The 25,683-nt window shown below is 61.5% G+C and carries 22 protein-coding genes; 9 read left to right on the forward strand and 13 right to left on the reverse strand.

The genetic code is table 11. The features are described 5' to 3' along the window. Window positions 1-26 precede the first annotated feature (26 nt). From LGH74_RS19425 to LGH74_RS19465, 9 genes are all read right to left on the reverse strand, one after another. Window positions 27-851, reverse strand: coding sequence for an amidohydrolase family protein (locus LGH74_RS19425; protein ID WP_226178288.1), 825 nt, complete (start codon window positions 849-851; stop codon window positions 27-29). A 22-nt stretch (window positions 852-873) separates the two neighbouring features. After that, window positions 874-1,989, reverse strand: a complete 1,116-nt coding sequence (locus LGH74_RS19430) for a GIY-YIG nuclease family protein (protein WP_226178290.1) — start codon at window positions 1,987-1,989, stop codon at window positions 874-876. After that, window positions 1,973-3,088, reverse strand: coding sequence for an aminotransferase class I/II-fold pyridoxal phosphate-dependent enzyme (locus tag LGH74_RS19435; RefSeq protein ID WP_226178292.1), 1,116 nt, complete (start codon window positions 3,086-3,088; stop codon window positions 1,973-1,975). Before LGH74_RS19435 ends, LGH74_RS19430 begins: the two co-directional genes overlap by 17 nt. 6 nt (window positions 3,089-3,094) lie before the next feature. Further along, entirely contained in the window at window positions 3,095-5,047 is a 1,953-nt protein-coding gene (locus LGH74_RS19440; protein ID WP_226178294.1) for a hypothetical protein, read from the reverse strand. Continuing rightward, window positions 5,025-6,392: a hypothetical protein gene (locus LGH74_RS19445; protein ID WP_226178296.1), complete on the reverse strand. Its 1,368-nt coding sequence runs from the start codon at window positions 6,390-6,392 to the stop codon at window positions 5,025-5,027. The genes LGH74_RS19440 and LGH74_RS19445 overlap by 23 nt, the downstream gene beginning before the upstream one ends. Before the next feature lie 4 nt (window positions 6,393-6,396). Next, the gene (locus LGH74_RS19450; RefSeq protein WP_226178298.1) at window positions 6,397-7,242 is read right to left on the reverse strand and encodes a hypothetical protein; all 846 of its coding nucleotides are present in this window, start codon (window positions 7,240-7,242) and stop codon (window positions 6,397-6,399) included. A gap of 226 nt (window positions 7,243-7,468) precedes the next feature. Continuing rightward, window positions 7,469-8,353, reverse strand: a complete 885-nt coding sequence (locus LGH74_RS19455) for a hypothetical protein (protein ID WP_226178300.1) — start codon at window positions 8,351-8,353, stop codon at window positions 7,469-7,471. A gap of 405 nt (window positions 8,354-8,758) precedes the next feature. Beyond that, window positions 8,759-9,436: an HAD family hydrolase gene (locus LGH74_RS19460; RefSeq protein ID WP_226178302.1), complete on the reverse strand. Its 678-nt coding sequence runs from the start codon at window positions 9,434-9,436 to the stop codon at window positions 8,759-8,761. A gap of 107 nt (window positions 9,437-9,543) precedes the next feature. Then, window positions 9,544-11,943: a TonB-dependent receptor gene (locus LGH74_RS19465; RefSeq protein ID WP_226178306.1), complete on the reverse strand. Its 2,400-nt coding sequence runs from the start codon at window positions 11,941-11,943 to the stop codon at window positions 9,544-9,546. 109 nt (window positions 11,944-12,052) lie between these two features. Here LGH74_RS19465 and LGH74_RS19470 point away from each other — a divergent pair, with 109 nt between their 5' ends. Both LGH74_RS19470 and LGH74_RS19475 read left to right on the forward strand, forming a co-directional pair. Next, entirely contained in the window at window positions 12,053-13,726 is a 1,674-nt protein-coding gene (locus tag LGH74_RS19470) for a histidine kinase (RefSeq protein WP_226178309.1), read from the forward strand. Window positions 13,727-13,739: 13 nt separating this feature from the next. After that, window positions 13,740-14,438, forward strand: coding sequence for a LytR/AlgR family response regulator transcription factor (locus LGH74_RS19475; RefSeq protein WP_226178311.1), 699 nt, complete (start codon window positions 13,740-13,742; stop codon window positions 14,436-14,438). A gap of 218 nt (window positions 14,439-14,656) precedes the next feature. Here LGH74_RS19475 and LGH74_RS19480 read toward each other — a convergent pair whose 3' ends face one another. Next, a complete protein-coding gene (locus tag LGH74_RS19480) occupies window positions 14,657-15,178 on the reverse strand; it encodes a hypothetical protein (protein ID WP_226178313.1) in 522 nt (173 codons plus the stop codon). An 86-nt stretch (window positions 15,179-15,264) separates the two neighbouring features. Continuing rightward, window positions 15,265-16,830, reverse strand: a complete 1,566-nt coding sequence (gene porX, locus LGH74_RS19485) for a T9SS response regulator signal transducer PorX (protein WP_226178315.1) — start codon at window positions 16,828-16,830, stop codon at window positions 15,265-15,267. Window positions 16,831-17,193: 363 nt separating this feature from the next. On the opposite strand from porX, the gene LGH74_RS19490 reads away from it, so the two are divergent. From LGH74_RS19490 to LGH74_RS19520, 7 genes are all read left to right on the forward strand, one after another. Further along, window positions 17,194-18,426 carry an HD domain-containing protein gene (locus LGH74_RS19490; protein WP_226178317.1) on the forward strand — a complete coding sequence of 411 codons (1,233 nt, stop codon included), beginning with the start codon at window positions 17,194-17,196 and terminating at the stop codon, window positions 18,424-18,426. A gap of 128 nt (window positions 18,427-18,554) precedes the next feature. Beyond that, complete coding sequence (gene lpxD, locus LGH74_RS19495) at window positions 18,555-19,595, forward strand: UDP-3-O-(3-hydroxymyristoyl)glucosamine N-acyltransferase (RefSeq protein WP_226178319.1); 1,041 nt, start codon at window positions 18,555-18,557, stop codon at window positions 19,593-19,595. A gap of 134 nt (window positions 19,596-19,729) precedes the next feature. After that, window positions 19,730-21,124 carry a bifunctional UDP-3-O-[3-hydroxymyristoyl] N-acetylglucosamine deacetylase/3-hydroxyacyl-ACP dehydratase gene (locus LGH74_RS19500; protein ID WP_226178321.1) on the forward strand — a complete coding sequence of 465 codons (1,395 nt, stop codon included), beginning with the start codon at window positions 19,730-19,732 and terminating at the stop codon, window positions 21,122-21,124. A gap of 119 nt (window positions 21,125-21,243) precedes the next feature. After that, window positions 21,244-22,041 carry an acyl-ACP--UDP-N-acetylglucosamine O-acyltransferase gene (gene lpxA / locus LGH74_RS19505; protein ID WP_226178322.1) on the forward strand — a complete coding sequence of 266 codons (798 nt, stop codon included), beginning with the start codon at window positions 21,244-21,246 and terminating at the stop codon, window positions 22,039-22,041. Continuing rightward, window positions 22,031-22,663 carry an ABC transporter ATP-binding protein gene (locus LGH74_RS19510; RefSeq protein ID WP_226178324.1) on the forward strand — a complete coding sequence of 211 codons (633 nt, stop codon included), beginning with the start codon at window positions 22,031-22,033 and terminating at the stop codon, window positions 22,661-22,663. The genes lpxA and LGH74_RS19510 overlap by 11 nt, the downstream gene beginning before the upstream one ends. A gap of 50 nt (window positions 22,664-22,713) precedes the next feature. Then, a complete protein-coding gene (locus tag LGH74_RS19515; RefSeq protein WP_226178326.1) occupies window positions 22,714-23,289 on the forward strand; it encodes a Uma2 family endonuclease in 576 nt (191 codons plus the stop codon). 136 nt (window positions 23,290-23,425) lie between these two features. Beyond that, window positions 23,426-23,788, forward strand: a complete 363-nt coding sequence (locus tag LGH74_RS19520; RefSeq protein WP_226178329.1) for a hypothetical protein — start codon at window positions 23,426-23,428, stop codon at window positions 23,786-23,788. A 120-nt stretch (window positions 23,789-23,908) separates the two neighbouring features. Here LGH74_RS19520 and LGH74_RS19525 read toward each other — a convergent pair whose 3' ends face one another. Further along, the gene (locus LGH74_RS19525) at window positions 23,909-24,670 is read right to left on the reverse strand and encodes a DUF4197 domain-containing protein (RefSeq protein WP_226178331.1); all 762 of its coding nucleotides are present in this window, start codon (window positions 24,668-24,670) and stop codon (window positions 23,909-23,911) included. A gap of 163 nt (window positions 24,671-24,833) precedes the next feature. Next, window positions 24,834-25,655 carry a DUF4197 domain-containing protein gene (locus tag LGH74_RS19530; protein WP_226178333.1) on the reverse strand — a complete coding sequence of 274 codons (822 nt, stop codon included), beginning with the start codon at window positions 25,653-25,655 and terminating at the stop codon, window positions 24,834-24,836. Between the last annotated feature and the right edge of the window lie 28 nt (window positions 25,656-25,683).

A 25,683-nucleotide genomic window follows, 5' to 3' on the forward strand; every position in this document is an offset into this window, starting at 1 on the left:
GGGTAGCTTTTCGAGCATGAGTCGGCTCACGGGCGCACCAGCCACGGGTCGCGCCACTCCTGCTCCGGCTCGCCCGCAGCCACTGAAACCCGCTGTAGCGCGGCAGGCAGGGGCTGTTGCCGCACTTTTTCCAGCAGGCGCAGCAGGTTGCCAGCCACTACCTGCCGGGTTTCGGCAGGGCTCAGGTGCAGGGCGTTGATTTTAGCCAGCTCCACGCCGGGGTGCAGCCAGGGGCCATCGGAGCCGAAGAGAAACTTGTGGGCCCCGGCCCGCGCCACGGCCCGCTGCAGAATATCGAAGCGGCGCACCCCGCTGGTATCGGTGTAGATGTTGGGGAAACGCACGAGGTGGTCGATGAGGCCGGCTTGAGCGCGCCAGTCGTCGGAGAAGCTGCCCAGGTGCGGAATGATGAAGTCGACGTCGGGGTATTGCTCGCCCAGGAGCTCCACCACCGCTATTTCGCCCACCACATCATAGAGCACCGGCAGGCGAAAGGCGCGGGCCACGTCGCAGATTTCGCGGCTGATGCGCGCGTCGAAGCGGTGGCACTTGATGCCGCAGAAGCCGTATTGCTGCACGGCTGTGGCTACCAGTTCCAGCACGCGGCCCCGGTCGCGCTGAGCGTGCACGAAGGCAAATCCATAGAACCGCTCCGGCTGCTGATGCACGAGGCGGGCTACCTGGCGGTTGGCCACGGCGTAGTCGGAGTGAAAGGCGGCAAACAGCACGGTGCGCTGAATGCCGGCCTCGTCGGCCCAGGCCAGGTAGGGATTCAGCGGGGCATCGGTGTCCCAGGGGCCGGTCAGGCCGTCGCCCTGGCCGGCGTGGCAATGGCAGTCGATGATGAGCATGGCGGGCTGGTCGTACGGGAGCCTAAAGTCGCTTCGTTTGCAGGCGTACTGGCGGCACGCGCTGCCGTAGGATGGTGGCCGGATTGGTCCAGTTGGTAGCCGGCTGGGCCAGGCGGCCGGGCCGGGGTGGCGGCGAAGCCCCGGCGGCGGGGCGGTTGGCAGCCTGCGTCAGGCTGGCCATTTGCTGCTGGCCCACCAGCCCCTGCTGCTCCACTACGGCCTGGGTCTGGTCGGCCAGGGCCGCGTCCCGGGCCGGGGCGGGGTTAGCAGCATCCAGCATGCCTTTGAAGACGGCGGCTTTCACCGGATTTTGCCCGAAAAGCCGTCTAAACTTCTCAAACAGGCCCTCGTATTCCAGCACCAGCTCGTTCAGCTCCGACCCGGCTTCGTACTCACCGCTTAGTTCCAGCTCTGTATTGCGGCTGTTGCCCAACCGGATTTTTCGGTTGCGTAGGGCCTGCATCAGCTCCCGTTCCCGCGCCAGCAGTGTGGCCTCATTGGCGGCGGGGTAATGGTGAATCTGTACGGTATAGGGCGCCAGCGGCACCAGCAAATGACTCAGGCACAAGGCGTGCTGCTGCACCCGCACCGGCAGGTCGCTGGCCTTGCCCACGTAGATAGGCGTGCCCTGCCGGTGAATAACGTACAGGCCCCGCTTCCACCCAGGCGCCCGCAGCTTCTGGCTGGCTTCCTGCAACGAAAACGTTTTGGTTGCGCCGGCTACCCCATTTTCCTGGCTCAGGCCCGGCAGGGCTTCAAACAGGGTTGCTGCCAGCTCATCATCCGGCTCTGAGTCATCGTACCCGAAGGTGGTGGGCCGGGCATCGGGCCCACCACCCGCAGCACAGCCACAGCCGCCTCCCGGCGCCCTGGGAGTAAGCAGGCGCAGCTTGCCGGTTAGATTCCAGCGGCGCAGAAACTGGCGTAGCGCGGCCCCACAGGCAGCGCAGGGAGGCCGTTGCAGCACCAGCAGCACGCTTTTTACTCGCACCGAAAAGCCCGGGTTAGCGGCCATTTGGCGTTGGAGCCAGCCGATCAGCTGCCGCTCGGGCGAGGAGCCGGGGCGCAACGGTACGCGTAGCGTATGACCCAGCGTGGTGTACACGGTAGCCCGGGGCGCGCTAGGATGGAGTATCATATTCATGGTGAATTGGGGTAGAAGAAGAGGAAAACCAATCGGTAGTGCGGGCAATTCGCAGCAGCCAGCCAGTAGCGTGGCGGATGTCGGCCGCCGAATGGTCGGCACGCAGGCAGAAGGCCACTTCGGGCACGGCGGGCTGCTGGGCGCTGGCCAGCAGCAAGGCCTGCACGCCCCGCTGTCGCAACTGCTGATACAGGCCCAGCGCGGCCGTAGCCCGGGGTAGTACTAGTTTCTGCACCGGAAAAATTCCGCCAGTAGGCCAGATGCCGCCCGCGCCCAGCTCCCTTCGAAACTGCACCACGCGGGCACTCAGCCGGCGGCGGGCCGCCTCGCCGTGGCGGGCATCGTGGCACAAAGCCTGCTCGGCGGCCCAGGCGTGTACTTCCGAAACCGGACTCGTATGCACCCGCACGTCGCTGCTTTGGCGGTAGCGGGCCAGCAGCGCGGCGGGGCCGGCCAGTACGGCTACCGGCACGCCCAGTCCTTTGGCCAGCGAGGTAATAGTGAGAACTTTGTTGCTAGACAGGCCAGCAAAAGGCAGACTACCGCCCCCGCCCTGCCCCAGCGGCTGTCGTGCTCCGGGTTGGCAGCCCAGCAGCCCAAAGGCCTGGGTATCGTCGAGCAGCAGCACGGCTTCCGGAAAAGGATCCAGCAACTCCAGGTACCAGGCCAGCGGCGCGGGCCGGCTGGCGGCCAGTTGCCAGCCGTCGGTGAGCAGCCAGGGCACTTGCTGCTGCTGCCGGCAGGTGTGCAGCAGGCGGGCCAACTGCTTGGGGTTATCGGCATCAAACTGATACACCGGCCGGCCCCGCAGCAAAGCGCGCAAACTGCCCCACTTGCCGATAGGGTACATCCGGGCATCGAGCAGCACTACGCCCCGGGGCGGCAGCAGGCAGAGAATATCCCAGAACAGGTGTAGCGTGGAAGGCGCCAACAAACCGGTTTCTAGCCCCTGCCGCCGCGCTACTTCCCGTGCTACCCACTGGTGGCGGGCTGGCTCCAGCAAGGCCGCCGGCCGCCCGGTAGTGAGGGCCAGGCCGGCGGGCCAAGTGAAGCGGCGCGCCCCCAGGTACAGGGCCGAGGTGAAATCAGCCACGGGCCGCTAGTAGGCGTCGCGGCGCAGCATGGGGGCGCCCACCATGGGTAGCGGCGGGGCGGCCAGCGGCGTGCTCAGCTGCCGGTTGCGCTGCAGCTGCCCTTGCTGCAAGGCTACCTGCCGCTCAATCAGCTGGGCCGGCTGCAGGTAGCGCTCCTCGTTGTCGGGCAGGTTCAGGCGGGCATCCACTACTTCGGAAGCCAGATCAACGCCCGTTACGGCCTTGTAGGCGTGGATGTAGCGCTGAATTTCCTCGCGCCAGTCGTGGGCCCAGTTGGCAGCATTCTTGGCCCCTACTTCCAGCGTATTCCAGTTGCCGTAGCGAATCGACAAGAGCAACTGCTCGCCAAACGAGGCCAGGTCGTGGAAGTGGGTAATATTGGTCGGGTTCCAGCCCTGGAGCTGCTTCATGTTGTCCACGCGGTCCATCCAGGCCTCGGTGTAAGGCACCATGATGCGGCCACCCAGGAACTCGCGCACCTCGGGCCGGGCCAAAAGCCACTGCTGGGTCAGCATTTCGGAGCGGGCCGTCCAGGGCAGGTCGCCGTACTGGTTGTGGGCGCCCTCGGCCAGCATCAGGTGCACTTCCCGCAGGTGGTTCAGAATTGGGAAGCCGTCGGGAATGACGGTGGTGAAGTTGGCCTGCTGGTAAAACTCGGTGGCGGCCCGCAGCAGACTGTGGAAGCCCCGCAGGAAAAACGTGCGGTGCTCGGCCACGGGAATGTTCTGCACGGCCCTTCCGATGAGCCCGATGCCGTACTCGTACTGGTATTCCAGGTTGCGGCGGTTCAGGGTCAGGCGGTTGCGCTCATCCTCGATATAGCCCCAGAGCAGGTTGTTGAGGGGCCGCAACGGGTCGATGTTAAAGCTGGCCAGCGGGTCGGGGCCGCGGCCGTTGCCCTGGCGCACGTTCTGGAAGCGCAGGCTAATGGCGTTCATGGTTTGCACCAGGCCGCCTTCCTCGTGCCAGTACGACCAGATCAGCTCCATCAGCGGCGGGGCCTGCAGCTTCGATTTGAGAATGCCGTAGCAGATGTCGTAGTCGCCGGCGCTGCTGAGGATGCTCAGGTCGGCCGCATCCTTGAGGGGCACCTCGGCCAGCTTTTCCCGAATCAGGTTGAAATACGGCAGCACCTTGCCTTCCTCGTTGCCCAACTGCTCCAGGTATTCCTCGTGCAGGTTAGTCATTTCGATGCTGTCGGGGCCGGCCAGTATCAGCTGCCCGCTGTTCTGGTTGATGCCCCCGCCCGTGGCCGGCACGATGGCCAGCCCGGCTTCGTGCATCAGATACAGTTCGGTAGCATACTTGAGCATGCCGTAGGAAGCCAGCCGGTTGAAGGGCAGAAACCGGTCTTTCTGACCCTGCCCATCCACGGGCGGCGTGCAGAGCAGGCTGTCGATAAAGGTGCGGTAGCGGTTGAAGCTGATGGTGCGCCGCCGGATCAGGGCCCACAGGGTTTCGTCGGCGGTGGCGCGGGGGCGGGTTTCCTGCAGCACCACCTTCACCGGCTCGGCTTTGGCATCTTGTAGCACGCGCACCTTGGCCGGACCGAAATCGGTATTTTCGGCCACGGCTTCGCCCTTCATAAAGTGGCCCCGCACGGTGTAGGTGCCTTTCCGGTCCCAGCCGTTCACTTCCCAGCTCAGGGTCAGCTTCCGGTCTTTCAGGGAAATTTCCTTGGGGGAAAAGCTGATGTGGTCGAACAGGTGCTGGCCGTCGGCCCGGGCGTTGAGGTCGGGCTTGAGCTGGTTGTCGGCCGTGATGGTGAAGGGCCAGTGGTAGTGCACTTCACTGCCCGATGAGAGCTTGTCGAACTCCAGCTCAATGCTCGTGCAGCCCCTGAGCACGTCCCCAATCGTGTTGCGGATATCTTGCTTGGTCAGCTGCAGGGTGAGCGTGAGCGTGGACGTTTCTCCCAGAATTACCTGCGGAGCATCAATGCTTAGTTTGCGGTTCATGAGTTCGTGAGATTAAAGAGTGAGGAGAAGCCGAATCGAGGCCGGCTTGGGCTTTTGGCCGGGGCGCCGGTGGCAGCAGTTCCGCGCCGTAGGTGCGGGCCCGGTTCAGGGCCCAGCGCGTGAGCAGGCGGGTGAGCACCCGGTACTCTTCGCCCACGGTAATCTGCCCATCGGCGCGGGCCTGCCCGATGACGGCAAACACCAGGGAGGGCGGGCTTTCGTCGCAGAGCGAGGGGCGGCCCTGCCACTCTCCGTACAGTTCCCGCAGCTGGGCCGGCTGGCGCTCGGCCACGGGAAATACATCGGCCAGGCGCTGCCTGTGCAGGCTGGGCGAGCGGTGGTTGAGCACGAGCCGGGCAAAGTCGGGCAACGTATTTACCAGTTGCTCAATCAGGTCCTGTTTGGCTTCGGGCAAGCCTTCAGTGGGGTACAGGCCCGACCATTGCCGGGCCAGCGCCCTCCACTGCGGGTGCGGGTACAGGGCCTCGCCCAGGGCAATGCTGATGCGGACCCGGATCCAGGGAAACGGGTGGGGCCCGTCGGTGCCGATGCGAAACACGAAGTAGCTGGGCAAGCTCACCACGCTCATCAGCCCGTAGGTGGCCGCAATGCCCAGGTGGCCCAGCGCCCAGAAGTCCGACAGGATTTCGTTCAGCCAGCGGCTCAGCAGCTGCCAGCTCAGCACGTTGGGCCCACCGGCCGTTACCTGCCGGTCGATTTCGGCCCGGATGGTGGTCGTCAGATTCAGCAATTCGGAGCCCTGGTGGCCTACTTCGTGAATCAGGGAGGAGGCAATACCGCTGCCCACCATCCGCTCCCGCGGAATCTGAATCACACCGACCGGGTTTTCGTCGCCGCCGGGCAGGCGGGTGCGGGCCCGGCGGATGGCGGCCCCGTGGCCCCGCTCCAGAAAGCAGATCAATGGGGGCGCGTCGTAGCGGGCACCGGCCAGGCGCAGAGCATCGTCGGCCAGCACGTCGAGGCCCGCCAGCCAGATGCCGGTGCCGTGCTCCCCGCGCTGGTTGAGCACGTCGGAGAAGATATCGACCTGGTCGAGCAGGTTGTTGAAGCGCAGCTTGAGCAGCACGAAGCGGGCCTGGGCCTTTTCGGCCGGCAGGTGCTGGCTTTCGGGGCTATTCACCCACTGAATAAAGCTTTTCAGCTTGCGGCGCAAATCGAAGGCAACCTTGGCCAGATGGGCATTGATGGCCGCCTGCGCCGGCGCCGACACGGCCGCCGCCAGCACCATGGGGGTGCTGAGCGTGAACGAGCGCACCGTTTGGAGGCGGCTGAATAGCGCCAGGGCCTCATTGGCCAGAAAGCGGGTATCGGCGGCGGCGCGCATCGGCTCAGAGCTGAATCACGAGGGTGCGCCCCTGCCGCTGCCAGGTGCCCCGGCGCGGCGTGCGGCCGTAGAGCGCGGGCGTATTGCCGCCGCCGTAGTCCTGGCCGTTGCCGTCGCCACCGTAGTCTTGGCCGCCATAGTCCTGATCCGGCTCGCCGTTATAACCGCCCTGCTGGGCATAGCCGGGCATGGCGTAGCCGCGGTAGCCGCGGGGCCCGCGCAGCCGGCCGCCCTGGCGCAGCAGCCCCGGGGCGTGCTGGCGGGCGGCCTGCGAAAGGGCCGAGCGCAGCAGATTGCGCGGGGGCGTACCGGGGCGGCGGCGCTGCATGCCGGCGGCCCGGGAGGCGGCCGAGTTGGCGAAGCGCACGTAGGCCCGGGCCATTTCAAATTCCTGATCTTCGGGGCTCAGGCCTTCCAGTTCCAGCTCGAAAAGGTTGCTGGCCGCCGAGCCCAGCTTATTGCCGATCATGCCGCCCAGGGGTCCGCCGAAGAAGGTACCGGCCGCGCCGCCCACGATGGGCAGGGCTTTTTTGGCCACGGTTTTAAGGATGTTGCCCAGACCCTTGCCCACCGAGGAACGGGCGAAGTTGCCCACGGCCTTGCCAGCACTCTTAATAAGCTTGCCCAGGAACATGTTCAGCTCCTGCTCATTGCTGACTTCGAGTAGCTCGTGGGCCAGCTCCATTTCTTGAGTTTCGTTGAGTTCCTGCTCGCCGTTCATTTCGAAGGTTTCGCCGCTCAGCTCCCCCATGAATTCGGGGTTAAACTCGAAAGCTTCGTTTGAGCCGTACTCCTGCTGCTCCTGGCCTAGCTCCTGCTCAAATTCCTGGGAAAATTCGTTGTTGTACATGGCTGTGAAAGGTGAAATGGTGAAAGTGTGACTTAGCTACTTAGTGATTTAGTGAGTTGATGTTCACGCGGTGCAGCTGGCGCGCATGGCGCGAAGGCTTGCTGCGGCGGCGGCATCCTGCGGGTTCCGACTTAGGAAATAGCGGGGTGGGTTGTCGTTCCGGCAGCGCATGGCGCACCGCCTAAACGTCAACTCACTAAATCGCTAAGTCACTAAATCACCGCCGCTAGGCATTGAGCAGCACGACGGTAGTGCCGCGCCGGATCCAGGTGCCGCTGTTGCGGCGGGGCTGGGCGCCGCCGTTGGCTTTGGGGGTGGTGGGCAGTTTTTTGGCGGCCGCGCCCAGCAGGCCGGGGGCATGCTGGGGGGCCGAGGCACTGAGCACCTGCCGGCCCAGCTCGGCGAGGCCGATGGTGGGGTTGCGCTGCACGGCCTGGGCGGCGCGCTTGGTCACGTCGTTGGCGAAGCCCACGAAGGAGCGGGCTATTTCCAGCTCCTGGTTTTCGGGGCTCAGGGTTTCGAGCTCCAGTCCGAAAATGCGCTGGGCGTTGCCCGCAATCCAGTCGCCGGCCTGGGTACCGGCCCAGTTGCCAGCCTTGCTGCCCGCCCAACTGCCGGCTTTGGTACCGGCCCAGCCGCCTACCTTGGCCCCGGTAGCGCCCAAGCGGCCACCCACGGCCGCGCCCAGCTTGCCCCCGAGCGAGGCGCCGGCCTGCCCACCGTACTGGGTGGCGAGCTGGGGCAGGGTTTTCTTGCCGAAATCGACCAGGTACTGGCCCACGCTGCGGCCGGTGGGCGAGGCCACGAAGCGTGAGGCGGCCCCGGCCACGGTGCCGGCGGCCTTGCTCATTAAGTCGCCTAGGAACATATTCAGCTCCTGCTCGGTACTGATTTCGAGCAGCTGGTAGGCCATTTCTAGCTCCTGCTGCTCCTGGCTCTGGCTGGTTTCGTAGGTTTCCTGGCCAAACTCGTGGCCGAACTCCTGACCGAAAGCCTGCTCCATTTCCTGGCCAAACTCGCCCTGGGTTCCGTACTCGTACTCGTTTTCAAACTCCCCGGCTACGGGAGCGCCGTTTTCCAGCTCTTGTAGCGTCCGATCAATGTTGTGCATGACTCAAGCGGTTAGGTTAGGGTGAAGGATAAATGCCTCCTCCCCTTTTCCAAACCGGGTGCCAGCCTGCCAAACCCCATTTCCAGCCCGCTACGGCCGCTGCCCCCGAAACCCGTTTCGCCCGGCCCCCAAACGAGGCAGCGGCGGCGAAATGTCTTTCGCCGCCGCTGCCATTGCGCGGTTCTACACCGCAGGGTCGCGGTAGTATACCGCAAGGGCGCGGTGCCCGACCGCAGGGTCGCGGTTAAGCATCGGAAAGTCGCGGTGCAGAACCGCAAGAGCGCGGTGCGCAACCGCCAGAACGCTGTATAGACGCATACTTGCGTCTCGTTGTTGAACGATACACCCGCGCAATCGGGCACTTGAAACAATGCTCAGCAACGATTGAGACGCAAGTATGCGTCTCTACCGCAGGCGTCGCAGGGCCGGAATTTCCAGCAGGTGGCCCACAGTGTGCGTAGGCTGCAGGGCCCGGCACTCGGCTTCCTCGCCGAAGCCGAAAGAGACCCAGCAGGAGTCGATGCGGCTGTTGTGGGCAAACTGCAGGTCGGCTGTGGTGTCGCCTACCATCAGGATTCTATCGGCGGGCACTTCGGGGAAGCGGGGCTGCACCACTTCGTGAAACACCATGGGGTCGGGCTTTTTGGCCAGCTGCTTTTCCGGCATCGTACCATCGCCAACTACCAGGGCCACGAAGGGCAGCAGGCCGAGCTGGGCCAGGGAGGCTTCGAGCACCGCCGCGCCCTTGTTGCTGAGCACCCCAATGGTGACGCCCTGGGCCGCGAGCTGCCCAAACAGGGCCAGCGCCCCGGGAAAGGGCGTCACCAGCGGTTCGGCCTCCTGGGCGTAAATAGTGCGGTACGTTACCACCCATTCCGCCACCTCGGCCGCCGACAGCGCCGGCAGCAGCTCCCGAAACATGTCGCCCAGCACCAGCCCTTTGTTGATAGTCGCCTGCAATACCTCGGGCGCGGGCGCGGCTGTCTGGTAGTGGCTGAAGGTACGCTCAAAGCTGAAGACGATGGCGCGGCGGGTGTCGCAGAGCGTGCCGTCGTAATCGAAGAGAAACAGGGAGTACGGCATGAAGCGGGGCTACGGGTAAAAGCTTCGTAAGCTACGACGCCTTAGCTGATTGGGCACCATTCCCACCCGCCATCCGCGTTGAATTCGCCTTACCCTCCCCCCGCTGGCTAGTTGCGGTTGCTGCTCCGGGCCTGCCGGATAGCCTGCCCATCCTGCAGGTTGAAGCGGTAGGTAAAGCTGAGCCGGTAGCGGGCCGCGTTGGGGCTGCTGACCTGGTTGAACACGTAATCCGGGCCGGTAGTCTGGGTGCGGGTCTGGTTGGAGTCGAAAACGTTGCTGCCGTCCAGCACCAGCGTGGCTTTATCGCGCAGCAGGTTTTTGCTTACAGCCACATTCACGAAATGAATAGCGCTGGTGCGGGTCTGGGCGTTGCGCTGGGCCCCGTTGACGTTGTAGCGGGCCTGCACGCCCAGCTTCAGCGGCAGTTTCAGCTGGGTGCTAAGGCGGCCCGTCAGCGTCTGGCTGCTGAAGGCAAAGTCCTGCTCCCGGTAGCGGCCCTGCTGGGTAAAGGTGTACAGGTTGAGCTCGGTATTGAAGCTGAGCCACTTTAGCGGGTTGTAGAGCACCGACAGCTCCAGGCCCCGCCGGGTTTCGCGGCTCAGGTTGATGGGCGTACTGATAAAGGTGCCCGTCGCGTCGCGGTAGGTGTAGGTCTGGATAAAGCCGCTGGTCTGCTGGTAGTACACGGAGGGGTTCAGGGTGAGCGTGGTCCAGTTGCGCAGCAGGCCCAGCTCCAGCACATCGGCGTAGGAAGGGTTCAGGTCGGGGTTGCCCACGTATTGCGCGTTCAGGTCGGTCAGCTCGTTGAACGGGTAGAGCATCCAGATGGTGGGCCGGTTGATGCGGCGGCTGTAGTTGAGCTGGGTGGTCAGGCCTTCACCGAGCTGGTAGCCCAGGTTCAGGGTCGGAAACAGGCGGTGGTAGTTCTTCTCGTTGTTGTAGCGGCCTTCCTCGTCGCGGATGGTGATGCGCGTCAGCTCGGCCCGCAGGCCCAGCAGGTACGACAGCTTTTTCACTTTGCTGCCCCACTGCGCGTACCCGCTGCTGATGAGCTCGTCGTAGCGCAGCTGGTTGTCGATGCCCCGGAACACGGCCCATTCCGCGCCCTGCTCCTGCTCGGCCCCGAAGTTACTGGTTACCTGCCGGCCCTCGGCCTTGAGCCCAAATTCCACCGTGCTTTGCTTGCCAAGCGGCTGCACCAGGTCGGTTTGCATCAGCAAGTCCTTGCTGGCCCCCACCGAGCCGGTCCGAATGCCGGGCAGGGCCTGCGCCTGGGGGTAGAGCCGGTTCGTGGCCAGCTGCCAGCTTTTGTCGCTGTTCCAGAAATCATACTGCACGTCCACCGTGTATTTGCGGCCGGCCTGGGCAAAGAGCCGGGTGTAATTCAGCTCCAGCTGGTTGTAGCTCCGGCTTTCCCACGATTCGCCCTGGCGCTGCAAGGTACTGTCGGTTTGCCCCGCGCCATTCAGGTACGCGTAGTCCAGCCAGGTCTTGTCGTGGTCCTTGGTGTCGTTTTTCAGAAAGGCGGCGGTGATGGTGTTGTGGTCGTTGATGAAATAATCGGCGCCCACGTAGAGCACGCGCCCGTCGTCGTGCCGGTTTTCGCGCTGCCGCTGCTGCAGGCTGGCCGGGCGCCCGTCGGCGAGGCCCGTTGCCTGGTCGGTGCGGTAGCGGCCCCGGTAGTCGGACCAGCGCAGGCCGGCCGTGGCAAACAGGTTGACTTTCGCTGATTTAAAGGTCAGGCTCGGAGTCAGGCGGGTGTCGTTGGGCAGGCCACCCACCAGGCGCACCTGTCCGCCCAGGCCGGGCTGCTTGTTTTTCTTCAGGATGACGTTGATGATGCCCGCGCTGCCGGCTGCGTCGTAGCGGGCCGAGGGGTTGGTAATAACTTCCACCCGTTCAATCTGGGACGCCGGAATCTGGTCCAGGCCGTTGCTCTGCGTCAGGCCCGAGCGGCGGCCGTTGATGAGCACCGTCACGTTGGCATTACCGCGCAAGCTGATGCCGCCCCCGGGGCTCACCGCCACCGAGGGCACCCCGTTGAGCACGTCGTGACCCGAGCCGCCCTGCGAGAGAATGTCCTTGCCCACTTCAAACACCTTTTTATCGAGCTGCAAGCTCACGGTGGGCTTTTCGCCCGTCACGGTTACCTCGCCCAGCTGGGTGGTTACCGGTTGCAGCTTAATCGGGCCCAGGTCGAGCCGGCTGCCCGCCGCCAGGGGCTGGCTCAGGGTTTGGTAGCCCATAAAGCGGAACTCCACCGTGAGCGGGCCCGCCGGAATTCCGTCGAGCCGGAAGCCACCGGCCTCGTCGCTGATGCCGCCGGTAACGAGCTGCGCTGCCGCGTCCAGCACGTTAATGGTGGCGTAGGGCACCGCCGCGCCGGAGCCGGCATCGAGCAGCTTGCCGGTCAGGGCGTGGCCTTTGCCGGGGGCGGTGGTGGGTTGCTGCGCACCGGCAGTCAGGCCCAGCAGCAGGAAAAGACAGAGGTAGAACCAGGTTTTCATGGTCCAAGAGTACGGGGTACCGGGCCAGCTCCCGAGCGAATACATGCCAACAGCTCTATATGTTAATGAACGACACGAGCCGCGCAGCCGCCCGCCTTACCTTTGGGGTATGTACCGACTCAGTGTGTTCCTGTGCTTGCTGCTGACTTTAGGGTCCTGTCAACCGGATGTGGAGTTTGAATCGTCCGGAGCCGTTTTCCGCACCGGCGACAACCCGCAGTGGGCCGCCCCAGGCTACGACGACGCCGGCTGGCGGACCGAGCGGGGCACCACCGGCAGCCAGGTTTTCTGGGTGCGCCACCACGTATTGCTGCCGCACTGGGATTCTACCGCGGCGCTGGGGCTGGTAGTGCGGTCCTTCGGCGGGTTTGACGTGTACTGGGACGGCACCCGCATTGGCCGCAATGGGCAGCCCGCCACCGCGACGCGGGCGGAAGTACCCGGCACCGAAACCAGCTACTATCTGGTGCCGGCGGCGCTAGCCAAGCCCGGCCCGCACGTAGTGGCCCTGCGCGCCACGCAGGTCTACCAGGCAGCTGAGCAGCGTTTCAGCGACGTAAAGCTGCACAGCTACCCCCGCCTGCTGCGCGACCCGCTGCTGATTATGGCCTTCGTCAACCTGATGGCCGGGGCTCTGCTGCTGGCGGCTATTTACTACCTGTTTCTTTTCAGCAGCAGCCGTCAGAAGGACTATGGCACCCTGATCTTTAGCACTATTTGCCTGCTGTGTTTCGCGCTGCTGATGGTGGAGTACGTCAAGTTTTACGTGGACATCCCCTACCCCCGCTTTTACACCCGGCTGACCATCATCGGGCTGCTCACGTTTGCCATTGCCCTGCTGGTGCCGCTGTACTTTACCATTCAGTTCGGCCTGCCGCGCAAGGGCCTCGTGGCGGGCGGGCTGCTGGTCGTACTCAGTGGCATTTACGGGCTCAACTACCCGCACTACGACCAGACGGCCATTTACCTGAGCCAGGCCATGTGGCTTGCCTCGCTGCTGGTGGTGGTGCTGGCTATCCGGCAGCGGGCCAAAGGCAGCCGCCTGGTGCTGGCGGGTCTGCTGGCCAGCGCCGTGACGCACTACTTCCTGTACTTCGATTATAGCCTCTACATCACCTTCACCGTTATTCTGCTGTGCATGCTTTACCTGCACGCGCTGCGGGTGCGGGTGGTGGAAAACGAGCGACAGGCGGCCCAGCAGCTCTCCTCGCGCCTGAAGCTGGAACTGCTCAAAAAGCATATTCAGCCCCATTTCATCAAGAACACGCTCACCTCGATGCTCGATTGGGTGGAAGAGTCGCCCAAACAAGGAGCCGTTTTTATTCAGGCCCTGGCCCGGGAGTTTGACTTGCTCAACGACATGGCCGAAGCCACCCTGATTCCCATCGGCCAGGAGCTGGAGCTTTGCCAGCACCATTTGCAGGTGATGCAGTTTCGCAAAGAAGTGCGCTACGAGCTGGAGCAGTCGGGCCTGAACCCGGAGGAGCTGATTCCGCCGGCCATTTTCCATACCATCCTCGAAAATGGCATCACCCACAGCATACCGGCCGCCGATGGCTCCATCCGGTTCAGAATCAGCGCTGAACCCTGCGCTACCGGCCGCACCTATGCGCTGCTCACCCGTGCCCGGAACCGGCCCGCCGAGCCGGGTGCCAAAGTGGGCAACGGCACCGGGCTGCAGTACATTAAGGCCCGCCTGACGGAAAGCTACGGCACAGGCTGGCGGCTGCACTCGGGCGCGGTGCCCGAAGGCTGGCTCACCTCCATTACGATTAGTCACTAACCAGCCCGGCCCGATGAGAATTGTACTGGTAGAAGATGAGGCCCGCATTGCCCGCCGCCTGGAGCGCATGACGCGGGAGTATTTCGGCAATCAACTGCAGCAGCTGGTCGTCTGCGACTCGGTAACCGAGGCCTTGCAGGCCCTGGACGCCACCGCCCCCGACCTGGTGCTGCTCGACCTGAACCTGAACGGGCAGGATGGTTTCAGCCTGCTGGCCAATGCGGCGGCCGGGGCGTTTCATACCATCATTATTTCGGCCTACACCGACAAGGCCATTACCGCCTTTGCCTACGGCGTGCTGGATTTTGTGCCCAAGCCGTTTGGGGAAGAGCGGCTGTTTCAGGCCTTTGCCCGGCTGGCTACCGCCGAGAAAAAGCCCGACGGCGGCCTGCGGTTTCTGGCCGTCAAAAAGCACGGCGACATCGTCTTGCTCGACATTCAGGAGTTGCGCTATATCAAAGGGGCCGGCATCTACTCGGAGCTGCACCTACAGAATGGCAAAAAGGAGCTGCACGACAAGTCGCTGGAAAAGCTGGTCCAGCTGCTGCCCGCTTCCTTCGAGCGAATCCACAAGTCCTACATCGTGCCTATTGCCCAGGCCGAGCGAATTCTGGTGCAGGAAGGCAGCCGTTACCACTTGCAGCTCAAAAACGGAGAGCTGCTGCCCATTGGCCGCTCCCGCTACAAGGAACTCAAGGCCAAGCTTATTTAGCCGGGCACCTGTCAAGAGCTGCAGGCACCAGCCTACAACTCGCCTGGAGCAACACAAAATAGTACTGGGCCTATATGGCCCGGAGCTTCACTAGCTTCGGCAGGCTCCTAGGAAATGGAAGCACAGTTTCCATTTCCCCACAAAAACCGCGGCCGCAGCTTGCGCAGCTAACAGAAAAGGGCGCCTCAACAGGTACCTTTTTTGTTTAAGATGGGTTTTTACGCTACTCCATTTGCCTGCAGGTCTTCCCAAGTACCTTCCGTTAGATTTAGTCTGACGTTGAAAAAACAATTGCCGCCATCTGTTATATCTACAATTTCCCTTTTCCAATTAGGAAAATCAGCTTCGTCACTACAAAAACAATTTACCCATACTGTTTTAACGCCTTTGCTATTCACGCTTACGACCAACTGCTTCTTATAGGCAGACAGGTCGATGACGTAATTTTCCTTGCGAAAAGGTATTTCTGAATGCGTCTTGTGCATATCTGCATAGTCTGCTTCCGCTGCTCTATTAAACTCGGCAACACAGGCTTTCAACAAACTATCTACCTGGTTCAGCTCCACAGCCGAAACCAGATCTGGGTGGAGAGTCGGTATGACTATGAAATCTGTAAGCGTAGTTTTCGGCTTATACTCAAGCTTTGCAGGAATCGGCAAATGGCTTTGAGGCTCTATTTTACTATCCGGAGAGTTACAGCCGCTCATCAAAGTCAAGCATAGTATAGATAAAGCTTTCATATTTCGGCTTTTACTGATAAGACACAATAGCGGCGGGCCTCCGAAGAAACCCGCCGCTACCAATGTATCTAAAAACTTAACTCCCGCTACGCCTTCGACGTGAGCGTGATGAACGGGATAATCACCTCTTCGAGCGAGATGCCGCCGTGCTGGAACGTGTCCTTGTAGTAGTTCACGTAGTAGTTGTAGTTGTTGGGGTAGGCGAAGAAATAGTCGCCCAGGGTGAAGACGTAGGCGGTGCTCACGTTTTCGCGGGGCAGGAAAATCCGCTCCGGCTTGCGCACCACGTACACGTCCTTATCGGTGAAGCCCAGGTTTTTGCCGTGCTTGTAGCGCAGGTTGGTGTTCGTGTTCCGGTCGCCCACAATCTTGAAGGGACGTTTCACCCGAATCGTGCCGTGGTCGGTGGTGATGATGAGCTTGCCCTTTTTCTCGGCAATGGTTTGCAGCATCTCATACAAAGGCGAGTGCAGAAACCACGAGCGGGTGATGCTGCGGTACGCCGACTCATCGGCGGCCAGCTCCCGAATCATGGCCATGTCGGTGCGGGCGTGGGAGAGCATATCCACGAAGTTGTAGACGATGACGTTGCACTTATAATTGTTGTGCAGGTTGCTCATCTTGCCCAGCAGGTCTTTGCCAGCCTGCAGGTTCGTCACCTTGTGGTAGCTGAACTTGTGCTTCTGGTTGGCTTTCTGGAACATGATTTCCATGAACTCGGCCTCGTTCATGTTCTTGCCCTCGTCGTCGTCGTCATTCACCCACAGGTTGGGGTACTTCTTCTGAATCTCGCCGGGCATCATGCCTGAGAAGATGGCGTTGCGGGCGTAAGCCGTGGTGGTGGGCAGGATGGAATAGTACATTTCCTCCTGATCCACGGTAAAGAGGTCGGCAATGATGGGCTCCAGAATCTTCCACTGGTCGTAGCGCAGATTGTCGATGAGCAGGAAGTACACGGGCGTGTCGCCGGTTTCCTTCAGCAGCGGAAACACGCGCTTCTGAAACAGCTCGTGCGACATCATGGGCGCGTCGTCGGCTTCGTTATTCACCCACTCCTCGTAGTTCTCCATGATGAACTTACAGAAGTAGTTGTTGGCCTCGTCCTTCTGCATATTGAAGACTTCGGCCATGCTCTTGCCTTCCGTCTCGTCAATTTCCAGCTCCCAGTACACCAGCTTTTTGTACACGTCGGCCCACTCGCTCGGGCTCAGCCGGTCGCCGAGCTGCATGCCGAGCTGGCGGAAGTCGCGCTGGTAGCTGCTGTTGGTTTTCTCCGAAATCAGGCGCTTGTTGTCGAGCACCTTTTTCACGCTCAGCAGAATCTGGTTCGGATTAACGGGCTTGATGAGGTAATCGGCAATCTTGGAGCCGATGGCGTCCTCCATGATGTGCTCTTCCTCGCTCTTGGTAATCATGATGACGGGCAGCGTAGGCTTCACGGCCTTGATTTCCGTCAGGGTTTCGAGGCCGGTGAGGCCGGGCATGTTCTCGTCCAGGAATACGATATCGAAATTCTGCTCCTGCACCTGCTCGATGGCGTCGGCCCCGGAATTAACGCCGGTTACGTCGTAGCCTTTTTCGGTCAGGAAGAGAATGTGGGGTTTGAGCAGGTCGATTTCGTCGTCGGCCCAGAGGATGGAGTAACGTTGCATATGGGGTTTTTGGAGACTTAAAAAGGTAGCGTCGGGCCCAAAGGCCCGGCGGGTTTACGAACCGGCACTACAGCCATTGTGTGGCTGCCGCTACGCGCACTCCAATAGAGGGCCGTTGGCGCCGGCAGGTTGCAAATGACGTTTCGTAAGTAGCTTTACTCCCAATCCCCGGTTTTTGGTTCTGAAAAATTACGGCAATCCGATATTCGGCCGCCCAACTCCGCCGTAAAGAAGCCGAAAATTGTTGAGTTGGGTTCCAATGCCCGCCGGTCCGCCGCCCGCTGCGGGGGTTGAGCCGTCGGTCGTTTACCTCGTCCTGTTCCGTTCCACGCGCTTTTAGCAGCGCGCTACTGCCTCTGTCCTTTGAACAAAAAGAAAATCTTCAACGACCCGGTGTACGGCTTCGTCACGGTGCCTACCGAGTTGCTGTTCGACCTGATTGAGCATCCGTATTTTCAGCGCCTGCGCCGGATTCAGCAGCTGGGCCTCACCGGTTTCGTGTATCCGGGCGCGTTGCACACCCGCTTCCACCACGCCCTGGGCGCCATGCACCTGATGACTCTGGCCCTGCGCACGCTTAAAGACAAGGGCGTCAAGATTTCGGCCGCCGAGGGCGAAGCCGCCCAGGCCGCCATCCTGCTCCACGACATCGGCCACGGCCCCCTCTCCCACGCCCTGGAGCACGCCATTTTTCACGAAGTGCCCCACGAGCAGCTCAGCCTGTTTCTGATGCAAAAGCTCAACAAGGAGCATAACGGCGCCCTGGATCTGGCCATCCGCATCTTCCAGGGCACCTACGAGCGGCCGTTTTTCCACCAGCTCGTCAGCAGCCAGCTCGATATGGACCGGCTTGACTACCTCAACCGCGACTCGTTCTACACCGGCGTGCAGGAAGGCCGCCCCGGCGCCGACCGGCTCATCAAGATGCTCACCGTAGTGGATGAAAAGCTGGTGCTGGAGGAAAAAGCGGTGTACAGCATCGAGAATTTCCTGGTGAGCCGCCGGCTGATGTACTGGCAGGTGTATCTGCACAAAACCGTGACCAGCGCCGAGCAGATGATTATTCGCATCATTCAGCGGGCCCGGGACTTGGTGCGCTCGGGCCACGAGGTGCCCGCCACTCCCGATCTGCACTTCTTTCTGGCCAAGCCCGTCAGCCTGTTGCACTTCTCCCAGGACGACACCATTCTGCAGCGCTTCGTGCAGCTCGACGACACCGACGTGTGGAGCGCCGTCAAGATGTGGGCCCAGCACCCCGATAAGGTGCTCAGTTACATGTCGCGCAGTATCCTGGACCGCAAGCTGTTCAAAATCATCCTCCAGTCCGCGCCCTTCGACGACGACCTGGGCCTAGGCATTATCGAGCTCATTGCCGAGAAGTTTGACCTCTCGCCCCAGGATGCCAGCCAGCTGATGCTCGCCGGGCGCATCAGCAACAACGCCTACGACGCCGACGGCAAAGACACCATTGACGTGCTCACCAAGAGCGGCCGGGTTATCAACGTGGCCGAGGCCTCCGACCTGCCCAACATCCGGGCCCTGGGCCAGCGCGTGGAGAAGCACTACATCTGCTACCCCAAGGAAATTGCCCACTAAGGAAGTTTAGGGTCCTTGACGGGTGGTTTTTGGCGCGCTTAGGGAGTTTAAGCGCAATGCAGCAACGCGTTAGGGCATAACCAACGACCAAAAACCAAAAACCAAAAACCAACCGCTACTTTTGCGCCATGGAATTTACGGTAGGCCAGATTGCGGAAGTGCTCCAGGGAATCGTCGAAGGCGACGCCACCCTGCGGATTGACCGCTTGGCAAAAATCGAAGAAGCACAGGCCGGGGCCCTCTCCTTTCTGTCGAATCTGAAGTACGAGCCCCACCTGTACACCACCGGTGCTTCGGCCGTCATCGTGAGTAAAACCCTGATACTGAAGCAGCCCAGCGCCGCCGCCCTGATTCGCGTCGACGACCCGTATACCAGCTTCACCACCCTGCTCGAATTCTACCAGCAGGCCACCCGCACCGGCCGGCGCGGCGTGGAAGAGCCCGCCTTTATCGGCGCGGACTCCGTTATCGGCGACAACCACTACCGCGGGGCCTTTTCCTACATCGGCCAAAACTGCCGCATCGGCCGCGACGTGGTTATTTTCCCCCAGGCCTACATCGGCGACCGGTGCGTTATCGGCGACGGGACCATTATCTACGCCGGGGCCAAAATCTACGCCGAAACCGTCATCGGGGCCCGCTGCACCATTCATGCCGGGGCCGTTATCGGCTCCGACGGCTTCGGTTTCGCGCCCCAGCCCGACGGCTCCTACAAAACCATTCCCCAGATCGGCAACGTGGTGCTCGAAGACAACGTGAGCATTGGGGCCAACGCCACCATCGACTGCGCCACAATGGGCTCCACCATCATCCGGGAAGGGGCCAAAATCGACAATCTGGTGCAGATTGCCCACAACGTGGAAATCGGCCGCCACACGGTGGTAGCGGCCCAAACCGGTATTTCAGGCTCCACCAAAATCGGCGACTTCTGCGTGCTGGCCGGCCAGACCGGTATTGCCGGCCACCTCTCGCTGGCCAACCGCACGACGGTTACGGCGCAGTCGGGCGTGGGCAAGTCCATCAAGACCGAAGGTGTGCTGCTGCAGGGCTCCCCGGCCTTTAACTTGCGCGACAGTCTGCGGGCCAACGCCATTTTTCGCCACCTGCCGGAGATAGAGAGGCGCCTCAGCGACTTGGAGCGTAACTCATCCGTGCCGGAAAAGTCCTAGCTTTGCACTCTGAAAAGCTGCTGGCACTTGGCTACTAGCTAAGGCCCGCAGCTTTTTTATTGTCCCCTTCCCGAATCCCCGAAGTTTTTTGCCCGTCAGCTAGCAGCTGATTGTCAGCCGCTAACAGCCCCACAATGAACGATAAGCAACACACTATCAAGGCCCCGGTAACCGTGAGCGGCATCGGCCTGCACACCGGCGTTTCGGCCACCATGACGTTCTGCCCCGCGCCGGTAAATCATGGCTATAAGTTTCAGCGCATCGATTTGCCCGGCCAGCCCGTGGTAGATGCCGACGTCGACAACGTGGTAGACCTCTCCCGCGGCACGACCATCGAGCAGAACGGGGCCCGCGTGAATACCGTGGAGCACACGCTGGCCGCCCTGGTCGGCCTGCAGATTGATAACGTGATGATTCAGCTCGACGGACCCGAGCCGCCCATCATGGATGGCAGCAGTTTTGAGTTCATCAAAGCCATTCAGGAAGTGGGCCTGGAAGAGCAGAACGCACTGCGCAACTACTTCGAGATTCCCGAGGAAATCCGCTACGTGGAGCACGGCCGGGCCGTGGAAATTGCCGCCCTGCCCCTGAACGACTACCGCCTGACGGTGATGGTGGACTACAACTCGCCGGTGCTAGGCTCGCAGCACGCCTCGCTGAACGACATTACGCAGTTTACCACCGAAATTTCCAGCTCCCGCACCTTCTGCTTTCTGCACGAGCTCGAAGCCCTCTACAAGTCCAACCTCATCAAGGGCGGTGATTTGAGCAACGCCATTGTGGTGGTCGACCGGGTGGTGAGCGACGAGGAGCTGACGGAACTGGCCACCATGCTGGGCAAGCCCAAAGTGGCCGTCAAGAAGGAAGGCATCCTCAACAACGTGGACCTGCGCTACAAAAACGAGCCGGCCCGCCACAAGCTGCTCGACCTCGTGGGCGACCTGGCCCTGGTAGGCCGGCCGCTGAAAGGTCAGATTCTGGCCGCCCGGCCCGGCCACGCGGCCAACGTAGCCTTCGCCAAGAAGATCAAGAAGAAGATGATGGAGGCCAACACTTCCTCGGTGCCGAGCTACGACCCGGCCCGGGAGCCGGTGCTGGACATCAACCAGATCAGCCAGATTCTGCCCCACCGCTACCCGTTCCTGCTCATCGACAAGATCATTCACCTCGACCAGACGACGGTAACGGGCGTGAAGAACGTGACGATGAACGAGCCGTTTTTCCCCGGCCACTTCCCCGGTAACCCCATCATGCCCGGCGTGCTCCAGATTGAGGCCATGGCCCAGACCGGCGGCATTCTGGTGCTGAACACCGTGCCCGACCCGGAAAACTACCTGACCCTGTTTCTCGGCATCGAAAACTGCCGCTTCCGCAAGAAAGTAGTGCCCGGTGATACTATCATTTTCCGCTGCCAGCTGTTGTCTCCCATCAAACGCGGTATTGCCAAGATGAAAGGCCAGGCCTTCGTGAATGGCAAAGTGGTGATGGAAGCGGAGATGAGCGCGGCCATTGTCCGCAAAGACGCCTAGTTTCAATTAGCAGTTATCAGGTACTATTTAACCGAACGGTCCATTTCCACACGAGAAAGACTTCCGAATCCGTTAGATGCGCTTGATACCTGTTAAATGTTAATTGTTAATTGATCAGAATGAACCAGCCGCTCGCCTACATTCACCCCGAAGCCAAAATCGCCCAAAACGTGGTGGTGGAGCCTTTCACCACCATTGATAAGGATGTGGAAATCGGGGAAGGCACCTGGATTGGACCCAACGTGACGATTATGTCGGGGGCCCGCATTGGCAAAAACTGCAAGATTTTCCCCGGGGCCGTTATTGCCGCCATGCCCCAGGACCTCAAGTTCGCGGGCGAGAAAACCACGGTCTACATCGGCGACAATACCGTTATCCGGGAGTGCGTGACGGTGAACCGCGGCACTGTGGATCGGCTCAAGACCATCGTGGGCAGCAACTGCCTGCTGATGGCCTACGTGCACGTCGCCCACGACTGCATCATCGGCAACCACTGCGTGCTGGCCAACGGCGTGCAGCTGGCCGGCCACGTTGAAATCGGCGACCATGCCATCATCGGTGGCACCTCGGCCGTGCACCAGTTCGTGAAGGTGGGCCCCCACGCCATGATTTCGGGCGGCTCTCTGGTGCGCAAAGACGTGCCTCCCTTCGTGAAGGCCGGCCGGGAGCCCCTTACCTACAGCGGTATCAACTCCATCGGCCTGCGCCGCCGGGGCTTTTCCGACCAGAAAATCAGCGAGATTCAGCAGCTCTACCGCCTGCTATTCCTGAGCGGCCTGAACAACAACGACGCCCTCGACAAGATTGAGCTGGAGCTGCTGCCCTCCCCCGAGCGCGACGAAGTAGTGAACTTTGTGCGCAACTCGGGCCGGGGCGTGATTAAGGGCTATTCCCGCAACGGCAACGGTGCAGATTGAAGCCAGCGGGCTGGGCAAGCGCTTCTCCCGGGAGTGGATTTTCCGGGGCCTGAGCCACGTCTTTCACCCCGGTACGGCCACAGCGGTGCTGGGGCCCAACGGCTCGGGCAAAAGCACCCTGCTCAACACCCTTTCCGGTCAAATTCTGCCCACTGAAGGCTCCCTGGCATATTCCTTTCAGGGCGCGGTAGTACCTGTGGAAGATGTGCCGCGCCGCCTGGCCTACTGCGCGCCCTACCTGGAGCTGATTGAGGAGCTAACCCTGACCGAGCTGCTGCACTTTCACACCCGCTTCAAGCCTCTGCGGCCCGGCACGAGCCCGACGCGGCTTATCGAGCTGATGTATCTGGAAAAGTCGCGCCACAAGATGGTGCGCGACTTCTCGTCGGGAATGAAGCAGCGCCTCAAGCTGGCCCTAGCCCTCTACGCCGACTCGCCGTTGCTGCTACTCGACGAGCCCACCACCAACCTCGACCGCACCGGCGTGGCCTGGTACCTGGAGCACGTAGCGGCTACCGTGGCCGGCCGGCTGGTTATCGTCAGCTCCAACGTGCCCGAGGAATACAGCTTCTGCCAGCACCAGCTTAGTGTCACGGACTTTGGGGCGCAGGCGGCCCGTTAAGCGCGGCTTTTGTCGGGTCCGCTGCGTATTTTTGGCTAAACCCCACGCCGATGTCAGCCCAGCCCAAACCGCACTACACGCCCACCGAATACCTTGCCTTCGAGCGGGAGTCCGAAACGAAAAACGAGTATTTCCAGGGCGAAATCTTCGCCATGTCGGGAGCCAGCCGGGCGCATAACCTGTTGGTTACAAACCTCATCATGGGGTTTGGCAACCGTCTGGGCGACTCCTGCAGCGTGTTTCCCAGTGATATGCGCGTACACGTGGCGGCCAATGGTCTTTACACCTATCCCGATGTATCGGTAGTATGCGGCGAAGAGCACTACCTCGACGATGCTCATCTGGACACCCTGCTCAACCCTGTGGTGCTGGTGGAAGTGCTGTCGAAAACCACGGCTAAGGATGACCGCAACAGTAAGTTTCTGCTGTATAAGAGCATTGCGAGCTTACAACATTATGTGCTCGTCGACAGCCAGCGGGTGAATGTGGCGCTGTATTCGCGGGGCGCGGGCAGCAGCTGGCTGTTTGAGGAGTATCAGGGACTTGATGCCATTTTGCCCGTCCTGGCGCTGGGCATCGAGCTGCCACTGGCGGAAATCTACCGCCGCCTGGAGCTGCCGGGCTGAAAAATTTTCGGGCGGCGGCGGCAACTAATTTTGCGTCCCAACAATTAACCCAAAGCGTCGGCTGCCGTATCTTCGCAGCTGAAAGCGCTTCTTTCAGGCTTCCCCATCTTTCACCCAATACCGCCCTCATACGGCTATGAAACAATACGACGACTTCGAGGATGACGACCTGCTCGGCGACGATGATGAGCTGGATACTTTCGCCAAGACCGGCGGCAGCAAAACCCGCGGCAATGAAGAAGACCGCCTTTCGGCCAAGTACGCCGATTACCTGATGTGGCGCGACACGGGCTCCTCGCACGACGAGGCTCTAGATTTGGCCAGCATGACCGAGGAAGAATACACCACTGCCGAAGCCGCCGAAGACCCCGACAGCAGCCGCGGCTTCTCCAGCCTCGATGACGACGATGACGACTTCGCCGACGACGAGGACGACGATTCGTTTGGGCGTAGCAGCAGCCGGGGCGCCAAAGGCCGCTACGACGACGACGATTATTAATGGTTGCTGATTGTTGGTTGTTACTTGTTGACAGCCTCACTAACTAAATAAGCCCGCCCGAATCATTTCGGGCGGGCTTATTTAGTATAAACTTCAACAATCACCCATCAACAACTAGCTCTACCCCTGCTTGCCACCGAATACGCGGCGCAGCAGCTCGGTGGTGCGGGCCACGGGGTTTTCCCGGATGTTGGCTTCCTCCTGCGCAATGAGCGTAAACAGGCCGCCAATGGCCTTATCGGTGGCGTATTGGTTAAGGTCAGTCTGCACGGGCTTCACCAGCGGAATCATGTTGTAGCGCGTAGTCAGGTCGGTGTAGTAGCGCGTAGCGTTTACTTTGTCGAGCGACTGTTGAATGATGGGCTTGAAGGCCGTGGTAAGCTGGGTGGTGGTGGTGCGCTTCAGGTAGTTGGTAGCCGCATCCTTCTGGCCCGTCAGGATGCCCCACACGTCGCTGAACGTGAGGCTCTTGATGGCCGACAGGAAAATCGGCTTGGCACTGCGGGCGGCGTCTTCGGCGCCCCGGTTGAGCGACAACTCAAACTTATCGACCTGGGAACCCAGCCCAATGGCCCGCAGCGAAGTAGCCACGCGCTGGGCATCGGGCGGAAACGGTATCCGAATCAGCTTGTTCAGGTAGAAGCCATCCTGCTTAGAAGCCTGGTCGGCTCCTTTCGAAATACCCTGGGTCAGCGCCTCTTTCAGGCCCATGGCGGCCTCGTTCTGACTCACGCTGCCGGTGGTGGTGCCGGTTTTGGCCGCAGTGCCGACTTTGCCAGTCAGAATCTGGCCAATCTTGGACAAGTCAATCTTCTGGGCCGAAGCGCTAAGGTTCAGACCGAAAATAGCGGCGGCGAGGATGGAATAGCGGAGCGTTTTCATACACGGGAGCAACAAGGAAAAGCGGCCAACGAGGCAGCTACCGGGCATAAGACAGAAACCGGACCAAAAAGATTACCGGCATTGCAGGAAATGCAAAACGGTCCGGGAAGGCCGCTTGGGGCTTCCGGACCGTTTTGCGGTGGGCTACAAATGTCGGTTTAAGCTACTTGCTACGGCCAAAAGTGCGGCTCAGCAGCTCGGAGGTGCGGGCGGCCGGGTTCAGCCGGATGCGGGCTTCCTCGGCGGCCATCAGCGCAAACAGGCCGTTGACCGTCTGCTGGGTGGCATAGGTCGTCAGGCTGGGGTCGAGCTTGGTTACCAGCGGAATCTTGTTGTAGCGGGCCACCATTTCGGCGTAGAGCTTGTTGGCCCCAGCCTGCTCCAGCGAAGCCTGCATAATGGGCGTAAAGGCGGCCAGCAGTTGGGGCTCCGTTTTCTCGTGCAGATACAGCGTGGCCGCGTCTGAGTCGCGGGTGGTGAGCAGGCTCAGCGCGTCCGTGAAGGTCAGGCCCTGAATGGCGTTGGCGAAAATAGGCTTGGCCTGGGCGGCCGCGGCTTCGGCGGCGTGGTTAAGAGCCACCTCGAAGTTACTAACCAAGGCCCCGAGCCGCATCTTCTGCAGCGTAGTGGAAACCAGCACCGCTTCGGGCGGCGTCACCAGGCGGATGTCGGCATTGGCGTTGAAGCCGTCGGGGGCGCTGGCTTCGGCTACGGCCTTGGCAAGGCTCGTGTTCAGGGCCTCGCGCAGGGCCGAGTTGGCATCGTCGGCGGTGAGGGCGGGCAGCGCGGGTACCACCGGCGTGGTGGTCTTCACCGTCGTTTTGGTGGTCGTGGCGGGCTTGGCGGCTACCTTCTTGACCGGCGTGGCCTTCTTGGTGGTCGTCGTCTTTTTAGTAGTGGTGGTCTTTTTGGTCTGGGCCTGAGTGGCGTGGGCACCAGCCAGCGACAGGGCCGCAAAGGCAAAGAGGAGGCGAAAACGGGTCATGGACATAAAAAAAACGAAAACCAGACGC

The sequence above is a fragment of the Hymenobacter lucidus genome (genome assembly GCF_020447265.1).
GTDB lineage: Bacteria > Bacteroidota > Bacteroidia > Cytophagales > Hymenobacteraceae > Hymenobacter > Hymenobacter lucidus.

Bases quoted from the DNA above. Each gene is read 5' to 3' on its own strand.
- lpxA (WP_226178322.1), top strand. From the start codon at position 21,244: ATGAACCAGCCGCTCGCCTACATTCACCCCGAAGCCAAAATCGCCCAA.
- LGH74_RS19460 (WP_226178302.1), bottom strand. From the start codon at position 9,436: ATGCCGTACTCCCTGTTTCTCTTCGATTACGACGGCACGCTCTGCGAC.
- LGH74_RS19470 (WP_226178309.1), top strand. From the start codon at position 12,053: ATGTACCGACTCAGTGTGTTCCTGTGCTTGCTGCTGACTTTAGGGTCC.
- LGH74_RS19475 (WP_226178311.1), top strand. From the start codon at position 13,740: ATGAGAATTGTACTGGTAGAAGATGAGGCCCGCATTGCCCGCCGCCTG.
- LGH74_RS19530 (WP_226178333.1), bottom strand. From the start codon at position 25,655: ATGACCCGTTTTCGCCTCCTCTTTGCCTTTGCGGCCCTGTCGCTGGCT.
- LGH74_RS19465 (WP_226178306.1), bottom strand. From the start codon at position 11,943: ATGAAAACCTGGTTCTACCTCTGTCTTTTCCTGCTGCTGGGCCTGACT.
- LGH74_RS19445 (WP_226178296.1), bottom strand. From the start codon at position 6,392: ATGCGCGCCGCCGCCGATACCCGCTTTCTGGCCAATGAGGCCCTGGCG.
- lpxD (WP_226178319.1), top strand. From the start codon at position 18,555: ATGGAATTTACGGTAGGCCAGATTGCGGAAGTGCTCCAGGGAATCGTC.
- LGH74_RS19440 (WP_226178294.1), bottom strand. From the start codon at position 5,047: ATGAACCGCAAACTAAGCATTGATGCTCCGCAGGTAATTCTGGGAGAA.
- LGH74_RS19520 (WP_226178329.1), top strand. From the start codon at position 23,426: ATGAAACAATACGACGACTTCGAGGATGACGACCTGCTCGGCGACGAT.
- porX (WP_226178315.1), bottom strand. From the start codon at position 16,830: ATGCAACGTTACTCCATCCTCTGGGCCGACGACGAAATCGACCTGCTC.
- LGH74_RS19500 (WP_226178321.1), top strand. From the start codon at position 19,730: ATGAACGATAAGCAACACACTATCAAGGCCCCGGTAACCGTGAGCGGC.
- LGH74_RS19480 (WP_226178313.1), bottom strand. From the start codon at position 15,178: ATGAAAGCTTTATCTATACTATGCTTGACTTTGATGAGCGGCTGTAAC.
- LGH74_RS19525 (WP_226178331.1), bottom strand. From the start codon at position 24,670: ATGAAAACGCTCCGCTATTCCATCCTCGCCGCCGCTATTTTCGGTCTG.
- LGH74_RS19425 (WP_226178288.1), bottom strand. From the start codon at position 851: ATGCTCATCATCGACTGCCATTGCCACGCCGGCCAGGGCGACGGCCTG.
- LGH74_RS19430 (WP_226178290.1), bottom strand. From the start codon at position 1,989: ATGATACTCCATCCTAGCGCGCCCCGGGCTACCGTGTACACCACGCTG.
- LGH74_RS19455 (WP_226178300.1), bottom strand. From the start codon at position 8,353: ATGCACAACATTGATCGGACGCTACAAGAGCTGGAAAACGGCGCTCCC.
- LGH74_RS19450 (WP_226178298.1), bottom strand. From the start codon at position 7,242: ATGTACAACAACGAATTTTCCCAGGAATTTGAGCAGGAGCTAGGCCAG.
- LGH74_RS19515 (WP_226178326.1), top strand. From the start codon at position 22,714: ATGTCAGCCCAGCCCAAACCGCACTACACGCCCACCGAATACCTTGCC.